The 18,180-nt window shown below is 56.9% G+C and carries 19 protein-coding genes; 17 read left to right on the top strand and 2 right to left on the bottom strand.

Annotation, left to right across the window (positions count from 1 at the left end):
- The first annotated feature begins 36 nt into the window (after positions 1-36).
- The 10 genes from O4G22_RS02805 to O4G22_RS02760 all read left to right on the top strand — a co-directional run bounded on the left by O4G22_RS02805 (position 37) and on the right by O4G22_RS02760 (position 9,744).
- On the top strand, positions 37-2,238 hold the full coding sequence (locus tag O4G22_RS02805; RefSeq protein WP_306702104.1) for a hypothetical protein: 2,202 nt from the start codon (positions 37-39) through the stop codon (positions 2,236-2,238).
- A 273-nt stretch (positions 2,239-2,511) separates the two neighbouring features.
- Positions 2,512-3,450, top strand: coding sequence for a F0F1 ATP synthase subunit A (gene atpB, locus O4G22_RS02800; RefSeq protein ID WP_290489629.1), 939 nt, complete (start codon positions 2,512-2,514; stop codon positions 3,448-3,450).
- 82 nt (positions 3,451-3,532) lie between these two features.
- A complete protein-coding gene (locus O4G22_RS02795) occupies positions 3,533-3,754 on the top strand; it encodes a h+transporting two-sector ATPase C subunit (protein ID WP_022198527.1) in 222 nt (73 codons plus the stop codon).
- 101 nt (positions 3,755-3,855) lie between these two features.
- Positions 3,856-4,383: an ATP synthase F0 subunit B gene (locus O4G22_RS02790; RefSeq protein WP_297667338.1), complete on the top strand. Its 528-nt coding sequence runs from the start codon at positions 3,856-3,858 to the stop codon at positions 4,381-4,383.
- 7 nt (positions 4,384-4,390) lie between these two features.
- Positions 4,391-4,798, top strand: coding sequence for a F0F1 ATP synthase subunit delta (locus tag O4G22_RS02785; RefSeq protein ID WP_290489631.1), 408 nt, complete (start codon positions 4,391-4,393; stop codon positions 4,796-4,798).
- Positions 4,799-4,815: 17 nt separating this feature from the next.
- Positions 4,816-6,348, top strand: coding sequence for a F0F1 ATP synthase subunit alpha (gene atpA, locus O4G22_RS02780; protein ID WP_295977468.1), 1,533 nt, complete (start codon positions 4,816-4,818; stop codon positions 6,346-6,348).
- Positions 6,349-6,369: 21 nt separating this feature from the next.
- On the top strand, positions 6,370-7,242 hold the full coding sequence (gene atpG, locus O4G22_RS02775) for an ATP synthase F1 subunit gamma (RefSeq protein WP_290489633.1): 873 nt from the start codon (positions 6,370-6,372) through the stop codon (positions 7,240-7,242).
- 77 nt (positions 7,243-7,319) lie between these two features.
- Entirely contained in the window at positions 7,320-8,738 is a 1,419-nt protein-coding gene (gene atpD / locus O4G22_RS02770; RefSeq protein WP_094136993.1) for a F0F1 ATP synthase subunit beta, read from the top strand.
- Between the two features lie 23 nt (positions 8,739-8,761).
- Positions 8,762-9,184: an ATP synthase F1 subunit epsilon gene (gene atpC / locus O4G22_RS02765; protein WP_290489635.1), complete on the top strand. Its 423-nt coding sequence runs from the start codon at positions 8,762-8,764 to the stop codon at positions 9,182-9,184.
- On the top strand, positions 9,181-9,744 hold the full coding sequence (locus O4G22_RS02760) for a DUF5069 domain-containing protein (protein ID WP_306702103.1): 564 nt from the start codon (positions 9,181-9,183) through the stop codon (positions 9,742-9,744). Before atpC ends, O4G22_RS02760 begins: the two co-directional genes overlap by 4 nt.
- A gap of 85 nt (positions 9,745-9,829) precedes the next feature.
- On the opposite strand, the gene O4G22_RS02755 is transcribed toward O4G22_RS02760, so the two are convergent.
- Complete coding sequence (locus O4G22_RS02755) at positions 9,830-10,363, bottom strand: SprT-like domain-containing protein (protein ID WP_306713923.1); 534 nt, start codon at positions 10,361-10,363, stop codon at positions 9,830-9,832.
- A 155-nt stretch (positions 10,364-10,518) separates the two neighbouring features.
- On the opposite strand from O4G22_RS02755, the gene O4G22_RS02750 reads away from it, so the two are divergent.
- The 7 genes from O4G22_RS02750 (at position 10,519) to O4G22_RS02720 (ending at position 16,956) form a co-directional block, all read left to right on the top strand.
- Positions 10,519-11,640, top strand: coding sequence for an acyltransferase family protein (locus O4G22_RS02750; protein ID WP_306702101.1), 1,122 nt, complete (start codon positions 10,519-10,521; stop codon positions 11,638-11,640).
- Between the two features lie 121 nt (positions 11,641-11,761).
- Complete coding sequence (rffA, locus tag O4G22_RS02745; protein WP_102759257.1) at positions 11,762-12,901, top strand: dTDP-4-amino-4,6-dideoxygalactose transaminase; 1,140 nt, start codon at positions 11,762-11,764, stop codon at positions 12,899-12,901.
- On the top strand, positions 12,898-13,398 hold the full coding sequence (locus tag O4G22_RS02740; RefSeq protein ID WP_306702100.1) for a GNAT family N-acetyltransferase: 501 nt from the start codon (positions 12,898-12,900) through the stop codon (positions 13,396-13,398). The genes rffA and O4G22_RS02740 overlap by 4 nt, the downstream gene beginning before the upstream one ends.
- Entirely contained in the window at positions 13,395-14,333 is a 939-nt protein-coding gene (locus tag O4G22_RS02735; RefSeq protein WP_295977479.1) for a glycosyltransferase family 2 protein, read from the top strand. The genes O4G22_RS02740 and O4G22_RS02735 overlap by 4 nt, the downstream gene beginning before the upstream one ends.
- A gap of 23 nt (positions 14,334-14,356) precedes the next feature.
- A complete protein-coding gene (locus O4G22_RS02730; protein WP_290489641.1) occupies positions 14,357-14,695 on the top strand; it encodes a hypothetical protein in 339 nt (112 codons plus the stop codon).
- A complete protein-coding gene (locus O4G22_RS02725; protein ID WP_290489642.1) occupies positions 14,688-15,032 on the top strand; it encodes an EamA family transporter in 345 nt (114 codons plus the stop codon). Before O4G22_RS02730 ends, O4G22_RS02725 begins: the two co-directional genes overlap by 8 nt.
- Before the next feature lie 127 nt (positions 15,033-15,159).
- On the top strand, positions 15,160-16,956 hold the full coding sequence (locus O4G22_RS02720; protein ID WP_306702099.1) for a hypothetical protein: 1,797 nt from the start codon (positions 15,160-15,162) through the stop codon (positions 16,954-16,956).
- 65 nt (positions 16,957-17,021) lie between these two features.
- Here O4G22_RS02720 and O4G22_RS02715 read toward each other — a convergent pair whose 3' ends face one another.
- Positions 17,022-18,089 (bottom strand): hypothetical protein, encoded by a 1,068-nt coding sequence (locus O4G22_RS02715; protein ID WP_094136925.1) that lies wholly within the window; start codon positions 18,087-18,089, stop codon positions 17,022-17,024.
- Positions 18,090-18,180 lie beyond the last annotated feature (91 nt).

Genomic DNA, 18,180 nt, shown 5'->3' with positions numbered 1-18,180 from the left:
CTGTCGGATGACATCATGACCCCACGTTTAAAGATAATGAAAAAGCATTATTTCTACTCCATACCCTGTTTGGCGCTGACCTGCGCTCTTGCCGCCTGCTCTGACGATGATAAATCATCTTCCGCCAAGGCCGGCCAGGATACGGCCGGCCTGACTTCCGCCGCTTCGCCTGATCCTTTGACTTCCGTTGCTTCCGATCTGGTGGCAAAGCGTGCCGAACGCCTCGGAATAGCCGCCCTCTTTCCCAAGGATATGGGGGTGGTAGCGGGGGTTTACGATATCCCCGGCATCATGAAGAGCGTTCAGAATTTGAACATGGTTAAAACCTGGAGTTCCTGTTCATCCGGGGAGGTGGCCGATGAATCCATAGCCATTCCGGGAGAAGACGCTCCCGAACCCGTGCAGCGGAAATGTTCTTTCAGCAGTCCTGTCATTGACGCGATGATCGGCTTGGGCCCCGAATGGGCTCCGTGGCTGGATAGCGCGCAGTCCTCTTTTACCAGGATGGGCCTGAACCAGATGAAGGAAATTTTATCCGTTTACAGGCTTTTCCAGGGAGTAAAGGATGGAAGCGGGGATGACGATGGCGCGGAAGCGGAGGCCATGGGCGGCCAGGGGGTCGAGATGATTGCGCAGTGGGCTGAGATGATGGATTTACGCCCTTCCCAGGCTGCGACGGCGCCCGTGATGATTGCCGCCAAACTGACGCCGGAAGCCCTGGCCCAGGCCAAAGCTTTCCTGAAGGACGCCCATCTTCAGGAGGATATGGAGCTGCATGGAATGGTTTCCCTGTACGAAAAGACCTACAATGGCCTGGCCTGCAAGGTGGCGGAAGTGGACTGCAAAAAGGTGCGCGCGAAGCTGGAAGAGCTTCTGGAGGAGGCAAAGGGGCAGATGGACATTTCCCAGGAAAATATGGACCGCCTCAAGGCGGCGCTCGTTCGTCTGGATGAATCCAGGCTGTATGTAGCCGTCTCTTTTGTGGAGGATACCCTGGTAGGCTTTATAACCACCAATCCTGAAAAACAGGTCCGCATAGCCTCTTCTCCCCAGGACTCCGTGCTGTCTCGTCCTGATTTTTCCATGGCCGATGCCCGGTCCCAGTATCCGGCCTACGGTCTGCTCTTCGCAGACAAAGCCTCCGTCAAAGGGGTTATTAACATGGATCTGGCCTATTACAAGGGCATGTTCACCGGGTTGAAGGACGTGATGCAGGCAATAGGCGCCGATTGGAAGATTGCCGATCCGGCTCCTTCCATGACGGCTCTGGATTCCATCAGGGGCAGCATGCTTGGCATGTATGAAGAGCTGGCCCGGAAGGCCACGTCCGTTTCCTACTATTCATGGCAGGATCAGGGGGTGCATGTGGAAGCATGCACATATCCGCTTGAATTTTACAAGCTGGACGCCCCCTCCGCCATGAGCGGCGTGCGTCCGGGCGCGTCCACAGTGCTGTATTCCTCCTGCACGGTCAATCCGCAGATGATGGATATGGGTTGTTCCCTGTGCGGTAATCTTGCCCAGATTGTATGGGACTACGGCAATGCCTATATTTCCAACCCGAAGCATGATGTGAGCGATCAGGTGCGCATGGCCGCTCCTATGATCCAGATGGCCAGGCCTACCATTGAAGAGCTCTGGAAGGCTTATAAAACTGCTCTTTCCGGCCTTACGGGTTCAGGCGTATTCATGATGGACATGCAGGGCGCTCCCAATCCCATGCTCAAGAATGTGCCGGCGCCGCGCTTCTCCGCTGCGTATGAAGTGAACAACCGCGCCGCTCTGGGCGAGGCCTGGCAGAAAGTGACTCATGCCGCCAAAACCGTCGTCACCCTGCTCAGCCAGGGTAAAATGGCGGAGCTTCCCGCTCCCCAGTCTTCTGTGGACGGGGATATCACTACCTACGATTACCAATGCCCTCTGGGCGCCGATCTGAACCCGGTAGTGAGCATTTCCGACACCCGCTGGGCAATCAGCATGCCGAAGGCTTTCGGCCTGGAAGTCCTCAGGGAATCCGTGAAATCTCCGGCGCAGGGAGCCCCTCTCGAATTTCAGCTTAACCTGGTTCCGGTCCGTGACGCCCTGAAGAGCGCGGCGGAGGGCAGCAAGAAGCTCCGGAAGACTGTGGAAACCCTGGATGTAATCACTTCCGATGTTACGGGAGTACATGCCACGGGGCGCAAGGCCGCGGACGGCAGGGATGTGTACCACATCCATATTATTCCCGCCGCCAAGTAACGGCCTTCCTCCGCCCAGTTTTTCCTGCAGGCTTCCGGGAGTTCATCCCGGAAGCCTTTTTTGTTGATGGAGAAAAGGTTGTGTTCATGACACAACGGTCATCCAGGCGGGCTTTAAAATTATGTACAAATGTATACAATTTGCGTGCGCGCCAAGTTTTGGGCTTGCCAAAAGAAAGAGGGAAGTACATAATCAGAACCGTCAAATAAAGGGAATGGATTCCCTCTTCCAGTATTTACAGGAGTTGGCACAAGTAATGGTGAGAGAAAGACAATGAGCAGATTTTTCCAGTTCCTGTGGTTGGCGGCGTTGACCGTGTCCGGCGTTATGGGCGGCAGCGCCTGTGCGGCGGAGGAAGGAGCGGAGCACGGATTGGAACAGGCGGCTCCCCATTTGTTTTCCATTCCGCTGCCCGGAGGCATTGAGCTCCCGGTGTCCAACTCAATGCTGATGCTGTTTCTGGCGGTTCTTCTGATAGGGGTGGTCGTATGGTCCGCCACCCGTTCCATGCGCATCCTGCCTTCCCGTTTGCAGAATGCGGTGGAATACTTTTTTGAGACTCTGTATAACTTTGTGAAGTCCCTTCTGGGGCCGCGCCTGACACGCAAGTACTTCTGGTACTTCGGGACCATTTTCACTATTATTCTGGTCAGCAATTACATGGGGCTTCTTCCCGGAGTGGGAACCGTCACTTACCATGGGGTGCCGCTGTTCCGCGGTGCGAATGCGGACATGAACGTGACGATGTTCCTGGGTATTTTTTATGCGCTGATGTGGCTTTACTGGTCTATCCGGGAGCAGGGACTGAAAGGCTTCTTTATGCATCTGTTCGGCCCCAAGGGAAGGCTGCCGGGGTTCATGGGATTTGTACTGGTGTTCATCTTCATCTTTGTGGGGCTGGTGGACGTCCTGAGCATCACGATCCGCCCCATTGCGCTGGCAGCCCGTCTTTACGGCAATATTTACGCCGGGGAGACGATTATTGACACTATGGCTCACATGTTCGGGCCCGTGCTCAGCGCCCTGTGCGTACTGCCGTTTCTGGCGATTGAACTGCTTGTGGGGTTCATTCAGGCCCTGGTTTTCCTGCTCCTGACGGCGATTTTCCTGAAACTTCAGGTAGGGGACGATGACGCCCACGGCCATACCTCCAAAAATGAGGAAAAGGAACTTCCCGTTCCGGACAGCCCGCCTCCCGGAAAAGCCTCATAAACCGTACCGCCAACTTTCCGTTCCGGACCATGGGCGACCTGTGGGGGAACGTTCAACAAAAAACATAAACCATACCAATAACATGATCGATCCTATCGCAATGACCTCCCTGGCCGAATTGTCCGGCAACGTAGGTTTCGGCCTCGTCACCATCGGCGCCGGCCTCGGCATTGGCCTCATCGGCTCGAAAGCCGCGGAAGCCACCGGGCGCAACCCCGGAGCCTCCTCCCCCATTATGGTGATTGCCATCACGCTGGCGGCCCTGATTGAAGGCGTGGCCCTGATCTCCATCTTTGTGAAATAAAACGGAAGTTCCGTCCCCGGAGGGAGCTTTTCCGCTCCGGGGCGGCGCGCCCGTCCCCTGCCGGTCCGGAAAATTTCCGGCATGTTCAAACCGCTCATCTTATGCTGAATCTCATAGCTGACCAAGCCTGGAATCCTTTTGCTCCCTTCGGGGTAACGAGTTGGGAGCCTTTTGTTGCCAACCTGATCGCTTTCATTCTGATGGTGGTGATCCTGCGGTATCTGGCGTTCAAGCCCATCCAGAACGTTCTGGAAAAAAGACGCCGGCGGATTGAAGAAGGAGAGGAAATGCGTGAGGAAAGCGAGCGGCAGCTGGCTTCCGTCAAGGAACAGACGCATGAAATGCTGGTGGAAGCAGGGGAAAAGGGGCAGGAGAAAATAGACGCCGCCAAGGCTGCCGCCGCCCGCCTGTTGGAAGAACAGGAAGCGGAAGCCTCCCGGAAGGCTGAGGAAATCGTAAAAAAAGCCCGGCAGCTTGCGGAACTGGAACAGCAGAAAGAGCGTGAAGCGTTAAAAGAACAATTTGGCCAGCTGGTGGCCCTGGCTGCGGCCCAGGTTACCGGAAAAATGCTGACGGAAGAAGACCAGCGGAGAATCAACCGGGAAGCGATCGACAGCCTGGATTCCTGAAACGTTTATGAAGATCGGAAAGGACACGCAAAATGCCGCCCGCAGACTGTTCCGGCTCTGTATGGACGGGAATGCCGTGGCGGAGGACCGCGTGCGTTTGATCGCCCGGAAGATTGCGGAACGCAAGCCCCGTAATTATGCTGCTCTGCTGAAGGCTTTTTCCGGCATGGTGGAATATGCGGTGAAGAGCCGTACAGCCACTATTCAAAGCGCCGTGCCCCTTACGGAAGAGGAACGTTCCCTGATTCAGGCCAAACTGGAGGCCAGATATGGCGGCGCCCTCTACTACCGCTGGGAGGTGGAGCCGTCTCTGCTGGCGGGTGTCCGCATCCAGGTAGGGGATGACGTGAGGGACGGTTCCGTGCGTTCCAGAATCGACCGTCTGGCTGCGGTGGCCCGCACCCTTTCCAATTAACTAACGAATTTTTTCCCATGAGCAACATACTTCAAGAACTCGAAGCAGAAATAAAAAAAGCCACGGCTTCCGTCAGTCAGGAAAACGTGGGCGTCATTCGTTCCGTGGGGGACGGCGTCGCCAAGATTGAAGGATTGAGCGGCGTCATGCTCAATGAAATGATAGAGTTCCCCGGCGGGGTGATGGGGCTGGCGATGAACCTGGAAGAGCATGAGGTGGGCGCCGTGATTCTGGGGGATGATTCCAGGTTGAAGGAAGGGGACACGGTCAAGTGCTCCGGCCGCCTTCTTTCCGTGCCTGTGGGCCGTTCCCTGCTGGGCCGTGTGGTGAACACGCTGGGAGAGCCTATTGACGGCAAAGGGCCGATTGAGGCGGAAGCGTATTATCCGGTGGAAAAAATCGCCTCCGGCATCATCTCCCGCCAGTCCGTTTCCGTTCCCGTCCAGACGGGCATCCTTCCCATTGACGCCATGATTCCCATCGGCCGCGGCCAGCGCGAACTCATCATTGGGGACCGCGCCACCGGGAAGACCGCCATTGCCATGGATACCATGATTGCCCAGGCGGAACAGAACCGTCTGGCGGAGGAAGGCAAGCTTCCGGATCACCAGCCCCTTTACAATATCTACGTGGCTATCGGCCAGAAGCGCGCCAACATCAGCCGCCTGGTGGCGAAGCTGGAGGAAACGGGAGCCATGAAATATTCCATCGTGGTGGCGGCTTCCGCCTCCGATCCCGCCGCCATGCTGTACCTGGCGCCCTACGCCGGCTGCGCGATGGGAGAATACTTTATGGACAAGGGGGAAGACGCCCTTATCGTTTATGACGACCTTTCCAAGCATGCCGTGGCCTACCGCCAGATTTCCCTGATTCTGCGCCGCCCCTCCGGCCGTGAGGCGTATCCGGGGGACGTATTCTACCTGCACAGCCGCCTGTTGGAACGCGCCGCGCGCATCAACAAGGAACATGGCGGCGGCTCCCTGACGGCTCTTCCCATTATTGAAACGCAGGCCGGCGACGTCTCCGCCTACATTCCTACGAATGTCATTTCCATCACGGACGGCCAGATATTCCTGGAAACGGACCTGTTCTACCAGGGGGTGCGCCCGGCCATCAACGTGGGTATTTCCGTCTCCCGCGTGGGTTCCTCCGCCCAGACGAAAATCATCAAGAAACTGGCCGGCTCCATTAAGCTGGATCTTGCCCAATTTACGGAATTGCAGGCGTTCGCCCAGTTCGGGTCAGATCTGGACTCCAGCACGAAGGCCAAGCTGGCCCGCGGCCAGCGCATCGTGGAGCTCTTTAAGCAGAACCAGTATGAGCCCAAATCCCTGGGGCTGGAGGCCGCTGACTTGTATGCCATGCAGAAAGGGTACTTTGACGATGTACCGGTGGACAGGATCAAGGAATGCCAGAACGCGTGGGAAGCGGTGATGCAGGATCAGCATCCGGACCTGCTGGAAAGCATCCTGAAGGAAAAAGACCTGACGCCGGAAATAGACGCAGGGCTTAAAGCCGCTATCGAATCCTTCAAGCTCAGCTGGAATTAACGATTACGGGAGTACTGACACATGGGCAATCTGAGAGATATCAGACGCCGGATCAAATCCGTCAAAAACACGTCCCAGATCACCAGGGCGATGCAGATGGTGGCTTCCGCCAAAATGCGCCGCGCTCAGGACCAGGCCGTCAAGGGCCGCCCCTACATCCGCGCCCTGGCGGAAGTGCTCTACCATCTCCAGGATGAAATTGACACCAGCAACAGCCCCCTGATGCAAACCCACGGCGGAGCGGATTTGGTGTTGCTGGTGAATACGGACCGCGGCCTCTGCGGCGGCCTGAACGCCAACCTGATCAAAATGGTCCGGGAACAGGCCCCGGAAAACGCCCATTATATCACCATCGGCCGCAAGCTGAATGCGGCGCTCGCCAAATTGAATGAACGGTTGGAGGCCACCTGGAGCCTGACGGATCCCCTTTCTCTGCTGGAACTAAAGCCGGTATTTGATTTTATCGTACAAAAGTTCAAGGCGGGGGAATATGGGCGCGTCTTCGTGGCTTTCTCCGGTTTTGTGAACACGATGGTTCAGAAGCCTGTCTTTCGCCAGCTTCTTCCCATTGAGCCGGAACCCCTGATGAACATGGCGAAGGCCGGCGGCTCCTCCCTGGACGGAGCGGAAGCCCATAAGCAATTTCTGCTGGAACCCAGCCCCGCCGCTCTGCTGGATACCATCCTGCCTCTTTACGTTTTCCACGGGCTGGTCCAGATTGTGCTGGAGGCCCGGGCGTCCGAACACTCCGCCCGCATGGTCGCCATGAAGGGGGCCACGGAAAACGCCAAAAACATCATCGGCGGCCTCACCCTGGATTACAACAAGGCGCGCCAGACGCAAATCACCAACGAACTGCTGGAAATCACCACAGCCATGCGCGCTATGGAATAACATGGCTCCCTTTTCTTTACCCGCCTTTCAAACAGAACATTCTCTCCACTCCATTTCAACACCAAGTTTTTTCCATGATGAATAACACAGGCATTCTCGTTCAGATCATCGGCGCTGTGGTCGATGCGGATTTCTCCCAGGCTGAAACGCTTCCCGCCCTGCTCAATGCGCTGGAGGTGGATTACGAAGTTGACGGCAGGCGCAAGACCCTGGTTCTGGAAGTCCAGCAGCACATCGGAGACGGCTGGGTCCGCGCCGTGGCCATGAGCTCTACGGACGGTCTGCGGCGGGGGATGCCCGTGCGCGATACGGGGCGCCCTATTGAAGTGCCTGTGGGGCAGTGCGTTCTGGGACGTATTTTCAATGTGCTGGGGGAAGCTGTGGACGAGCGCGGCGAACTCTCCTGCGCCGGCATGAAGAGCATCCACCGCGGCGCTCCGCCGCTGGACGAACAATCCACCAGCACGGAAGTGCTGGAAACGGGCATCAAGGTCATTGACCTTATCTGCCCCTTCCTGAAAGGCGGCAAAATCGGAGCCTTTGGGGGTGCGGGGGTAGGCAAAACCGTGCTCATCATGGAGTTGATCAACAACATTGCCAAGGCGCGCAGCGGCCTCTCCGTCTTTGCCGGGGTGGGGGAACGCACCCGTGAAGGGAACGACCTGTACAATGAAATGATAGAGTCCGGGGTCATCAACCTGGAAAAACCGGAAGAATCCAAGGTGGCGCTGGTGTACGGACAGATGAATGAACCTCCCGGCGCCCGTCTGCGCGTGGCCCTGTCCGCCCTGACGATGGCGGAATACTTCCGTGATGAGGAGCATAAGGACGTGCTGCTGTTCATTGACAATATTTTCCGTTTCTCCCAGGCGGGGTCGGAAGTGTCCGCCCTGCTGGGCCGCACGCCGTCCGCCGTGGGCTACCAGCCGAACCTGGCGGAGGAAATGGCGGATCTTCAGGAACGCATCACCTCCACCAAGCACGGTTCCATCACCTCCATGCAGGCCGTGTATGTTCCTGCGGACGACTTGACGGACCCGGCCCCGGCCACTACCTTCGCCCACCTGGACTCCACGGTGGTGCTGGAACGCTCTCTGGCGGCCCAGGGGCTCTTCCCGGCGGTGGAACCGCTGTCTTCCACATCCAAGGCCCTGGCCCCGGAAATTGTGGGGAATGAGCATTATGAAGTGGCTCGTGGCGTGCAGATGGTGCTGCAGCGCTACAAGGACCTTCAGGATATGATCGCCATTCTGGGTATGGATGAACTTTCGGAAGAAGACAAGCTCATCGTGAGCCGCGCCCGCAAGATTCAGCGCTTCCTGACCCAGCCGTTCCATGTGGCGGAAGTCTTTTCCAGCATTCCCGGAGCCTATGTGCCCGTGGCGGAAACCGTCCGGGGGTTCAAGGAAATCCTGGAAGGCAAGCTGGACATGGTTCCGGAGGACGCCTTCTTCATGCGCGGCGGCATTGATGACGTTCTCAAGGAAGCCAAATAACCCTTTTCCCGCCGTTCCGAACCATGAGCATGGAGTTCAAAGTCATTACCCCGGATGAAGTGGCGGTTGCCGCTACTGTAGAGTACGTTTATCTGCCCGGCAGCCTCGGGGAGATGGGCGTGCTGGAACATCATACGGCCCTGATTACCTCCCTGGAACCGGGGGAACTCCGCTACAAGCCCATGGACGGCCCGGAGGAAAGCATGGTGGTGGGCACCGGCTTTGTGCAGGTCAATGACGACCAGGTTCTCATGGTAACCGACCTCGCGCTCAATTCCTCCCAGATTGATGAAGGCAGCGTGGAGCGGGCCATTCAGGAAGCGCAGGAGGTGCTCAAGACGCGTTCGGAAATGTCCCGCGAGGAACAGGCCCGCTTTGAAGCCAATCTGACCAAGCAGATCATGATGCTTAACTTTAAGCGCAAACACAAATCGCCGGGCCGATGATGGAGGAAGATTGGAACGATACGTTTTACGACCTTTTCCGCGAAGCGGTGGGGCGCTACCATGAAGGCCACAGGAATGTGGACGGCTTTTTTACGGATCAGGAAATTATCTTTCTGTCTTCCATTGGTTGCCGCACGCGGGAATTGTTTGATTTTGTAGAAACCTATGCCCGCACGGGAGAACCTTCCCCCACCACGGTTCTGCTGATGGCTGCGGCGCGCCGGGACTTCTTCCTGACCGTCCAGCACGGGCAGTTTTACCAGGGGAAACCTGTGATCGGGTACGATTTGCCGGGGTTCGGCGACGAACTCAGCGGCCTTCCCTACCTTCCGCGCCTGATCGCCAAGGCGCGGGCCAAGCTCGTCGGTTCCATGGGGAATGACGTCATTTACTGCTGCGAGAATGACCGCCGCTTCTTCCGGGACCACGGAAACATTCATCCAGCCGACTTCTTGCGGGTGGTTTGGGCCGCAGGAGACAGCGACGCGAAGGTGTATGACTACGTACGCCAGTGCACCTTGAATGTTTCCTCTTCCGTTCCGGAAAATGAGCGGGCGTAAGAAAACGGAAAGGCCCGGAATGGGAGGGCCGTTGATTCTGGAGAATAGCCGGGAAACGGCGCGTTTCTTTCAGCTTTTGTGAAGATTATTCTTCATAAGGCGCCAGTTCCAGCTGTCCCAGCGTATCGGGGCGGTCTTTCAGGGCCATGCGCTTGAGGTATTTGGCAAAAGAGGGGCGGCGGTGGTATTTGCCGACGACTTCGCCCGTCGTTTTCAGACGCAGGATATATTTGTACGTGGTGACGCGGACGGCGTCCTGTTTGGCGGCGGCGCGCGGAACGGCCCCTATTTCCCTGCAAATCTGTCTCCATCGCGGTCCGTGGGTGCGTTCCCCATGGCGGGTCCACGCCAGGGCGTGGGCGATCTCATGCAAAATCGTGTCACGGATTTCGTGAGGGGTTTCCAGATTGGCGCGGACGAAGTGGATGGAAATCGTAATGCTTTTTTCCAGCAGGCGGCACACGCCCAGCCTTCTTTTGGCCCGGTCCCAGCCGAATTGCCAGTCTGCCAGACCAAGTTCATCCATTTTCAGGCGGGCGTAAGTTTCAATATTCCGGAAGCTGTCGCGTTCGCCGGATTGGTCGTTCCCCATGGTCATGTTGCGGGGAAAGCATAGCATGGAAGACGGGGAAGGGAATATGGAGAAAGGCATCATGACGGAGTTGCCGTGGAGGACAGGTTTTTCCGGAAACAGCCGTTTTTTTTTACGGAGCCTGAGAAAAAGAAAGTCTTTGGAAAGGTTGGCGGACATAATGCCGTAGTTGGAATATCGCCATGAGTTCTCTTTCCGATACCAAGCCGCAGAGGATTGCGGCCATTGACGCCCTGCGGGGATTTGACATGTTTTTCCTGACCGGGGGGCTGGCTCTGGTTGTTTCCGGCATCAACCTTTTTTATGACCGGAGCCCCGAGTGGCTGGTGAAGCACAGCACGCACGTGAATTGGGAGGGGTTTGCCGCCTGGGACCTGGTGATGCCCCTCTTTTTGTTCATTGTGGGAACGGCCATGCCGTTTTCCTTTTCCAGGCGCATCGGTTCGGAGCCTGTGTGGAAGATTTACCTGAAAGTTGCCAGGCGGGTAGTGGTGCTTTTTTTGCTTGGCATGGTGGTGCAGGGAAATCTGCTGAGTTTTGAACCGTCCAAAATGTCCCTGTACTGCAATACGCTCCAGGCCATCGCCTCCGGCTACCTGATTGCGGCCATTTGCCTTCTTCATTTGTCCGTCCGGTGGCAGGTAGCGGTGACAGGGCTGTTGCTGGTTGTTTACTGGCTGGTGATTAAATTCGTTCCTTTTTCCGATCCCTCGGTGGGTTTCTGTGCGGCAGGAATGCTTGAGCCGGGGAGGAATCTGGCCCTGCTGCTGGATAAATACCTGATGGGGAACTGGCAGGATAAAACGAATTACGCGTGGATCCTGGCGCAGTTCGGTTTTGGCGCCATGACCATGCTCGGCCTGCTGGGCGGCCAGATGCTGAAACGGGTGCAGGGGCACGGGAAAAAGCTGGCGTGGCTGCTGGGCGCGGGCGCGGGCTGCCTGGCGCTGGGGTATGTCTGGAGCCTGGATTTCCCAATAATCAAGCGTTTGTTCACCAGTTCCATGGTATTGTGGGCGGCGGGATGGTGCTATTTGCTGCTGGCTCTGTTCTACCTGCTGACGGATGTGCTGAAATTGAATTGGCTGACATTCTTTTTCTCCGTAATCGGAAGCAATGCCATTTTCGTGTACATGTGGGTATCGTTGTGCCCCCCCACGGGCAATTTCTCCCGGGTGCTGTTTACCGGGTTTAGCGGGTGTTTCGGGGATGCGGACAGGTTTGTCTTTTATCTCTGCAATTACGCCCTGATCTGGGGCGTGCTGTATTACATGTACAAAAACCGGACCTTCATCAAGGTCTAGGCTTGTTTTCAGTCCTCCGTTCATAGTAGGGTCTCCCCGTGCGGAAGGCGGGGAACGCCTTCCGCACGGGATCGGCACGCCTGCGCCGGGCGTCCGTTATGGGCCGGTCTTTTCTGAAGCTATGGAGATTCCTTTCAACCAACCTCACCAGCACGGCCCCGAATTGGATTATATCCGGGATGCCATCCAGCGCGCCCATTTGTGCGGAGACGGCTATTACACGAAAAAATGCCATGAACTGCTCGCGGAACGCACCGGCGCCGGAAAGGTTCTGCTGGTTCATTCCGGAACCGCCGCACTGGAGATGGCGGCCCTGTTGATCGACTGCCGCCCGGGCGACGAGATTATTATGCCTTCCTATACGTTCGTCTCCACGGCGAACGCGTTTGTGCTGCGCGGCGGCGTTCCCGTATTCGTGGATATCAGGCCGGATACGCAGAATATTGACGAGACGCTGATAGAAGCGGCCATCACGGACCGCACCCGCGCCATTTGCGTGGTTCATTACGCGGGCGTGGCCTGTGAAATGGATGCAATCATGGAAATTGCCGAGAGGCACCGCCTGTACGTGATTGAAGACGCCGCCCAGGGCGTCGGCTCCTGTTACAGAGGGCGTCGGCTCGGTTCTATCGGCCATTTGGGCTGCTACAGTTTCCACGAGACCAAGAATGTCATTTCCGGGGAGGGAGGGGCCCTGCTGGTGAATGACCCCTCCCTGATGGAACGCGCGGAGATTATCCGGGAAAAAGGGACCAACCGGGCCAGGTTTTTCCGCGGGCAGGTGGACAAATACACCTGGGTGGACGTTGGTTCTTCCTATTTGCCCGGAGAGATGACCGCCGCTTATCTGTATGCCCAGCTGGAACACGGGCAGGAAATCAACGGCGAAAGGTTGAAATGGTGGAATATGTACCACCGCGCGCTGGCTCCACTGGAAGAACAGGGAGTGCTGCGGCGTCCGTGCGTTCCGGAGCATTGCACGCATAACGCCCACATGTATTACGTGCTGCTCCGTTCCATGGAGGAGCGCGCGCGCTTGATCAACAAGCTGGCGGAGCACGGGATTAAAGCGGTGTTCCACTACATTCCCCTCCATTCCTCCCCTGCCGGGATGAGGTTCGGGCGTTCTGCCGGGGCCATGCCGCATACGGACCGTACCAGCGATACGTTGCTGAGGCTTCCTTTGTATTACGATTTGGGGGAAGAGGGCTGCCGGGAGGTATTGCGGGCCGGATTTGGGCTGGAAGGAGTTGAATCATGATTAAAATTGGACTGGTCAACGTGTCCGATGTGGATGAGGCCATGCGCAGCCGCCTGCGCGTGTGGCGCAATTCCGACAGGGTCAGCCCGTTTTTTTTGTTGGACCAGGTAACGGAGGAGCAGCACCGGACGTGGCTGGAAAGAAACATCCGCGGGGAGGATGCCCGCGCCTGCGTGATTTATGCGGACCGGGTTCCGCAGGGCCTGGTTTACCTGCCCTGGTTTGACCGGAACACGCGCTGCGGAGAGATAGGCATTTATCTTTACGACAGGGCGTTCAGGGAACTGCGCCCGGCCTCTGCCGCGTATGCCGGGATGATGGAGCTGGCCGCGGGGGAGCTGGGCCTGGAACGGCTGTATGCCCGGATTCTGGAAGACAATGCGGCTTCCGTGCGTTTTCATGAGCGCATGGGGTTTGTCCGTGTCCCGGAAAAGGACGAGGTGCGCGTGAAAAACGGGAAAAGGAAGCGCGTTCTGATGTATGTAAAAGCGTTATGACTGATCCACAGATTCAATTGTCCATTGTGGCTACCGTGTATTGTACGGGCGGTTATCTGGCGGAGTTCTGTTCCCGCAGTTTCGCCGCTGCGCTTGAGGCGGGTTATGACCCCTCCCGCACGGAGGTGGTGCTGGTGAATGACGGCTGCCCCAGGGACGGGCTGGAACAGGCTTTGAAGGAGCGGGAGAAGGACGGCCGGGTGCGCGTGGTGGATTTATCCCGCAACTTCGGTCATCATCTGGCCATGTACGTGGCCTGCGAAGAAGCACGGGGTGAGCGCGTATTCTTGATTGACAGTGATTTGGAGGAATCTCCCGAATGGCTGGCTGATTTTTCCCGCGAGATGGATTCCACCGGGGCGGATGTGGTGTACGGGGTGCAGGAGAAGAGGAAGGGCGGCTTGTTTGAAGCCGTTTCCGGAGAATTGTTCTACACATTGTTTAATTTGCTTTCCGACCAGCAGATTACCAGGAATATGGTGACGGCGCGGCTGATGAGCGCGCGTTTCCTGCGGGAGATGCTGAAATTCCAGGATCGGGAGCCTTTTTTCTTTGGGCTGTGCGTTTCCGCCGGTTTCCGGCAGGTGCCGTGCAGGGTGAAGAAGGCGTCCTCTTCTCCAACTACCTACACTTTCCGCAAAAAAATGGCGTTGGCGGTGAATTCCGTGGTTTCCTACAGCGCCAGGCCGCTGGTGTATATTTCCTATTTTGGCCTGGCGGTCACCATGATCGCCATGCTGTATGTAGCCTGGGTGGTTGTGCGCCAGCTTCTGTATAATGTAGCCCCGACCGGCTGGGCCTCTTCCGTGGCCTCCATCTGGCTGGTCGGGGGCTTGATTCTGATGAGCCTGGGAGTTATCGGCATTTACATATCCAAAATTTACAAGGAAACCAAGCACCGGCCCGCCGTAGTGGTGGCGCGCCGGTATGAGTGAGTTTTCCCCACCTTTTTTCTCTCATGATCAATTACCTGATTCTGCATCTGCTGTTTATTGTTTATGCGCTGAATACCGTCCTGGGGCGTATGGCCGCCCCTTACGGCTGGACGGACTGGCGCCGGTTCGCCCTGCTGGCCGGCGTGCTGTTCCTGTTGGGCATTTATGCGGCGGGATGGCAGGTCATGCTGAAAAAATTTAACCTGGGCGTAGCTTATGCCAACCGTTCCGCCGTGGTGATCTGGGGCATCCTGCTGGCATGGCTTTGCCTGGGGGAGGCCCTTTCCTGGACGCTGGCGGCGGGAGCGGCGCTGGTCATCGGCGGTATTATTTTGGTCTCCACGGAGGATGCGCATGAGTGAGGAATTTTACATCGGACTGAATCTGTTTTCCGTTTTTCTGGCTTCCTGTTCCCAGGTGGTTTTGAAAAAGTCCGCCATGAATGACCGGCTGACCGGCCTTTCCTATTTCGTGAATCCGGCCACGATAGCGGCATATTCCGTTTTTTTGGGCTGCTGCCTGCTGACGTTTTATTGCCTGTCCCACCTGCCGATGATTACGGTGAATGTGCTGGAATGCTCCGCATACGTGTACATCCTTTTGTTTGACCGGATTTTTTTCGGCAAACCAATCACCTTGCGCAAGGTGTGCGGCAACGCGATGATCATCGCGGGCATTATCATCTGCCTGAACCGTTAAGAAGGTGGGTACAGTCTTTTATCCCCCCGGTTTGTTCATCCGGATCGGCTCTTGACTTTCATTTTCCCCGTTTCTAGTATGCGTTCCCGAACAGGGAAAACAGTCTGTAAAGTCAGGGAATTTGCTTATGTTGAAACAGATTTGGAGATGGGTATCGCTTTTCCCTCTGCTCCATCCCGTATGGTTCAACCTGCTGCTTCTGGTTCTGGCCTGGAGCCTTGTGGGCGTGGCGTACCAATCCAATGACGATCTGGTGATTGCGTCCGTACTTGACGGATGGGGGGACCCCTCTTACGCGGACGCCCATGTTATTTTCGTCAATCCCCTGTTGACCGGAATTCTGTTGAAAGCCGCGCCTGTCCTTGGCGGGGTGTCCGTCTGGCCTGTGTTTCTGGCGCTTGCCACGTTGTCCAGCGGCGCGGCCATTTTCACGATGCTGACGGCGCATGCCCGCAAGGCGCGCAGATATGATTTCAATACGCTGGTTCTGCTGCTGGTGTGGCTGCTGATCATGCCGGGTTTTTACGCCGCCCTGCAATTCAGCCATGCCGCCTTTCTGACGGGATTTACAGGTGTGCTGGCGTGTTTGAAGTACGGTTCTTCCTGGAAGGGATGGTGCGCGGGGGTATTCCTGTGCGTGCTGGGCAGCATGGTCCGGCTGGATGCCGCCCTGGCATGCGCCGCTTTCTGGGGAGCCATCCTGCTGGCAGGCAGTCTGGAAGGGCTCAGGCCGTCCAGGGAGAAGCTGTTTGCCCTCCGCCGCCTCTGGCTGGCTCTGGCCTGCGTGCTCATCGCTTCTTTCAGCCTGAATGAATATAATAAGTACGCCCACCGGAATGTGCTGGAAGGATGTGACGTGGCGGCATGGAACCAGGCCCGCTCCCTTCTCTCGGACACATGCCCCATCAGGCAGGAGAGCGCCTACCAGTGTGAAAAGTACGGCGTGTTCGCCAATGATATCAAGATGGTCCGGATGTTTACCAATTGCGATATGAATGTATTCAACGCGGATTATCTGGAAAGGCTTCTATTGGCGCGGGACGGGGGAGAATTCTGGCCCAGGGCATGGGCCCGCGTAGAGAAAGCCTTGCATCTGTTTTCGTGGGATTCCGTTATGGATCTCCTCCCTTGCTGGATTTTGTTCGGCCTGGCATGCCGCGTTTCTTTCCGGCGCGGGGATTCTCCCGCCCTGGTGTACTGCGTAGGCTCCCTGCTGGTGCTGGTTCTGCTGTACATGGCCAGCATAGACCGTTTGTATTTCCGCGTGGTTTACCCAACGTTCCTGATTGCCGGGCTGTGTCTGCTGTGGTCGGAGCAATACCGCCCCATCCGCATCAACTGGACGGGGAAAGGAGCCCTTGCGGGCGGCGTGCCCATGTTCTGCGCGTTTTCCGTTTCCTTGTCCCAGGCGTGCGCCGCCGTATGGGAGGCTAATCTGGAGTCTTTTTCTCCGGATGCCGGGCGCCTGTTATGCGAGCGGGTGGACCGGGAACCCGATTCCCTGTTTTGCGTCCAGATGTCCGGCGGCACTATTGACGATCTGGCTCCGGGGCAGTCCGTTTTCCGCAAGGCCTGGAGCTGTTCCCGCAAGAATGTAGTCACGCTGGGCGGCTGGAATTTCCCGTTGAAACCCGTGCAGCGGAAACTGAAGGAAATGGGGTGGGCGGGGCAGTCCTCCCTGAACCTGTGCAGGGATAATGTGTACATTGTCTGTCTCACGCCGCAAGGGGACGTTTCCGATATGGACAGCAAGTTCATGGGAATGCTCAGCCGCCATATCTGGGAGCAGCACGGCGTTCGCACAGCCTGGCATCTGGATGAGAATATCCAGGGTGTGCGCGTTTACCGCCTGCGCAAGACATGGTTCCAGCCCGGCAGGAAGGAAGCCGCCTCTGTTCCGGAAATGTGTCTCTCCGCAACGTAACATCCCCCGATGCGTATTACGCGACGGGGGATGAAAGGAGGGAGGTTGGGGCTTGGCGACGGTTTTTAGAAGCGCGGGACGCCCGGCATGCGTCTGTTCATGCGCTCTTCGCGGAGTTTTGCCTGTTCCGCGGGGGAAAGAAGCAGAAATTCCAGATCGCGGATGGCGCGCTGTTTTTCAGAAGGCTCCTTGATGCTGGAAATCAGGCTTTTCATTTTTTCAAGGGCCGCTACCTGGTCACCGAGTTCAAAGCAGGCTTTTTCCCGGTCCCACTGCCTTTTGGTCAGGAAAGCGGCTTTTTCCGCTTCCGCCGTTTTCTTATCGCTGGCGGAGTTGTTTTGAAGCAGAGTCGCTTCCAGGGCGATGCGTTTGTTCCAGAGCTTCCGGAAATTTTCCACATCTTTTTTCTCCTTATAGGGAACCAGCAGAACGCGGTCAAAGATGGTGTTGAGGTCCATCAGGTTGTCCGGCAGGGTTTCCGAACGGTAGTCCCCAATGTTCAGGTAAGTGCGGATGACTTCGCTGGCTCCGCCTACCATGGGAAGCTGTTCGCCTACGTCCTTGGCGTTGGCGGCTACTTCATCCAGCATGGAGAGGACGCTGGAGGAAACGTTGAGTTCTCGCTCGTTTTTTTCCGCATCCGCTTTTCTCAGGCAAAGCAGCATCCATTTGCACTGGATTTGAAGGGCCTTTTTAAAACCGGGGGCCACGTTGTTTCCCGTGTTCTGCTTGCGCCAGTTGGAGAAGGCGGTGCTGGGGCTGTCAGGCTTGCTGCTGTTGCCTCCCTTCCCTCCGGAACCCGGCATGCGCATCATCCGGAAGCCTCCACCCCGGTTCAGCATGCGGGACATCATGCTGGTGGGGTTTAAGAAACGGTCCTTCATGGCGTCCACGTAAAGTTTCATGGCGGCGTTTTCCGTGCTGGTGGCTGCGGTAAGGGCGGCCACGGCCTTCTGGATGCGGGAAGAGCTGGTGTTCAGGTAGCCGGCTTTGACTTCCTTCAGCCATTCGGAAGCTTCCTTTCTTGCGGAATCGGTAAGCATTTCCTGAGCCTGGCAGAAACAGGACCCCAGGAGGAGAAGCATCAGCGCGGAAAGCGCCGGACGTTTGCGGAGCGGGATGAAATGTGTCATGGCGGTATAAGATTACAGGGTACTTTTACAAACCCCCCTTTTTTAATAAAGTTGCATTTTTCCTTTAAAAAAGGAAGCATATATTATTACC

Source organism: Akkermansia muciniphila (assembly GCF_030848305.1).
Lineage (GTDB): Bacteria > Verrucomicrobiota > Verrucomicrobiia > Verrucomicrobiales > Akkermansiaceae > Akkermansia > Akkermansia muciniphila_A.
The sequence above is the reverse complement of the archived record's forward strand: the minus strand, read 5'-3'. Positions and strand labels throughout refer to the sequence as shown.